The organism is Caldisericota bacterium, assembly GCA_034717215.1.
GTDB lineage: Bacteria > Caldisericota > Caldisericia > Caldisericales > Caldisericaceae > UBA646.
Map to the genome: position 1 here is coordinate 1 of JAYELD010000044.1, position 2,414 is coordinate 2,414.

Annotated in this window: 4 protein-coding genes; all 4 read left to right on the forward strand. The window is 36.4% G+C overall.

Features of this window, described 5'->3' with window-relative positions; translation table 11 throughout:
• On the forward strand, positions 1-409 hold a 409-nt coding region (locus tag U9Q18_01975; protein ID MEA3313126.1), incomplete at its 5' end, for a hypothetical protein.
• Between the two features lie 27 nt (positions 410-436).
• The gene (locus U9Q18_01980) at positions 437-1,447 is read left to right on the forward strand and encodes a DevR family CRISPR-associated autoregulator (GenBank protein MEA3313127.1); all 1,011 of its coding nucleotides are present in this window, start codon (positions 437-439) and stop codon (positions 1,445-1,447) included.
• Positions 1,448-2,131 (forward strand): hypothetical protein, encoded by a 684-nt coding sequence (locus tag U9Q18_01985; GenBank protein ID MEA3313128.1) that lies wholly within the window; start codon positions 1,448-1,450, stop codon positions 2,129-2,131.
• Positions 2,132-2,137: 6 nt separating this feature from the next.
• A partial coding sequence (locus U9Q18_01990; protein ID MEA3313129.1) for a Dna2/Cas4 domain-containing protein occupies positions 2,138-2,414 on the forward strand: 277 nt, incomplete at its 3' end.

A 2,414-nucleotide genomic window follows, 5' to 3' on the forward strand; every position in this document is an offset into this window, starting at 1 on the left:
GGAGGTATTTATGACAGAAGAAAGATTCAAACCTGTTCTGGAATCACAGGGATTTCAGAATGTAGCAAAAGCAATAAGAAATGCCACCATTAGTGCTCAATATGCAAAGGTGAGAGGTGATAAGAGATTTGATGTTCATTATGGAATGGCACAGGACTTGAAGAGAAAATCACCATACAAAAATGACCTTGTTGAATATTTGTCTGAATTTATTGCACTTTACAATGCTGAAACTGCAAGATATGTGGAGCATCACCCTGAAGACTTCAAGGCTGGCAAGGTAAGGGCAACAGTAAAAACAAATGATATAGAGGAAGTCATAAGTCTTATAGATGGGTATGGTTCCTCTATTGTTGGGAAGCTCCTTACAGCTTATGGCTATGCATTGGAAAGAAAAGAAGGTGTATAGAAAATTTAATTTAAAAAGGAGGTAGAAATGGGAAAGAAAGAAAACAAGAAAGAGATTAGTTCTCTCTCAATTAGCGGGAGAATCATCCTTGATATGCATTCTCTTAATAATGAGGGAGGAGAAGGAAATCAGATTTTGACCAGACAGGTAACCATCATTGACAAGGAAGGAAAACCTGCACCGGTAAATGCAGTAAGTGGAGATATGTTAAAGCACATTCAGGCACAGCACCTGTATAATGTGGCCATAGAGACAGGACTGAATTTATGTAGTTCCTGTAAGGTTTTCAATGCTAATAGAATAACTGATGATGCGCAATTTACAAAGTCATTTAAGAAAACGGATCCAGATGAAGAAGTAATGGATAAATTGCTAAAAACCTGCGCCATTGATGATATGGAGGGTATCCTTGTAACTAACAATAACAAGAACCTTCCGAGAAAATCTGTAGCTGAGTTTGGCTGGCTTATTGCTTTACCAGAGGCAAGCAAGACAGAGAATTTTTTCCATGTTAAACTCGTTCCAAACGCGGGAAAAGGGACTGGCGAAGGAGAAGAAATGGCAAACATAGGTCAGAATATTTTCCATCGTCCTGCAAACTCTGGTATATATGCTCTGGTTTCTAACTTTGATACCTGCCGCATAGGATACAACGATATCTCAAAAACCTATGCTATTGGTGACAATGAAAGGATATCACGGTATCAAGCATTGCTCAAATCTATTCTTTATACTTTTTTAAAACCAACTGGAGCGATGAGAAACACCCAAAATCCCCATATAGTGAACTTTGAGGGAGTGATTTCCTACTCGTCAAATTCTATTCCTGCTCCAACGGTAAGTGCTCTGAATAAGGACTATGACGAAGAAATACTAGAAATAGCCGAAAACCTTAACAAAATTGCCGATAATAGTGTAACAGTTGAAAAATTTAAATCGTTAAAGGAGTTTACTGAAAAATTCCAGGAGATTATAAACAACACGGAACCATTGAAACTGAAAGAGAACGAAAAGAAAGAGAACGAAAAGGAGGAATAAATGTGGCTGGAAGTGATTTATAGACCAACGACTCTTTTCTCCTTGAAACAGAGCCGAGCTACAAGTTCTGGAGCCAAGAGTCTTCTCACACCTTCACCGTATGCAGCGAAAATGGCATTACTTAATGCAATTATCACTTATGACTCACTCCAATTAGCAATAGATAACTTTGATTTAATTAAAGAGTTAGATATGCGGTTTTCTCTTCCAGGAAGACTGGTAGTAAATAACTGTTTCTTGAAGATACAAAAAGAACCTCATTCAGAAACAAAGAAAGAACATCCTGAAATTAACTTTCAGTCAACGGTGGGATTTAGAGAATATGTGTACTTTGCTGGTGATATAAAGATTGCTGTTATAATTCGAAATGAAAAAGCAAAAGACCTCTTGAAGCAGTGGCTTCCGAGGATAAACTATTTTGGCAAAAAGGGCTGTTTTTTTCAATTTGTCAAATTCAAAGACAGTACAACTTTAGGGAAGGAATATTCAGAACTTCTTGATGACAGATTTACTAATCTTTCACCAGGACTGATTGTTGAAATGGATGATTTTGATGAAACCGTGACCTTTGATAATGTGAATACATACAGTCCAGCGAAAACTAAAAGGAAGAAAAAGTTCTACATTTTGCCTATTAAGATAGAAAGAGCAAACAAAAACTTTACATCATATGTTAGCATTTGAGCGAATATGAATGTGAACCGCTCTATCACTGGGAATCTTGTAAATGCTTATTATATATGTTACAGGAAGCTCTGGTTTTTTGCGCATGAAGTTAATCCGCATCTGGATAATTTTTATCTTGAGATTGGGACATTGATTGGAGAACAATCTTACAAAAGAGAAAAGAAGGAAATTCAGATAGGAAATATGAAAATAGATCTTGTTAAAAAAGAGGGTGGAAATATAGTAATTGCAGAAATCAAAAAATCTTCTAAAGGTGTAAAAGCTGCGAGAATGCAACTTT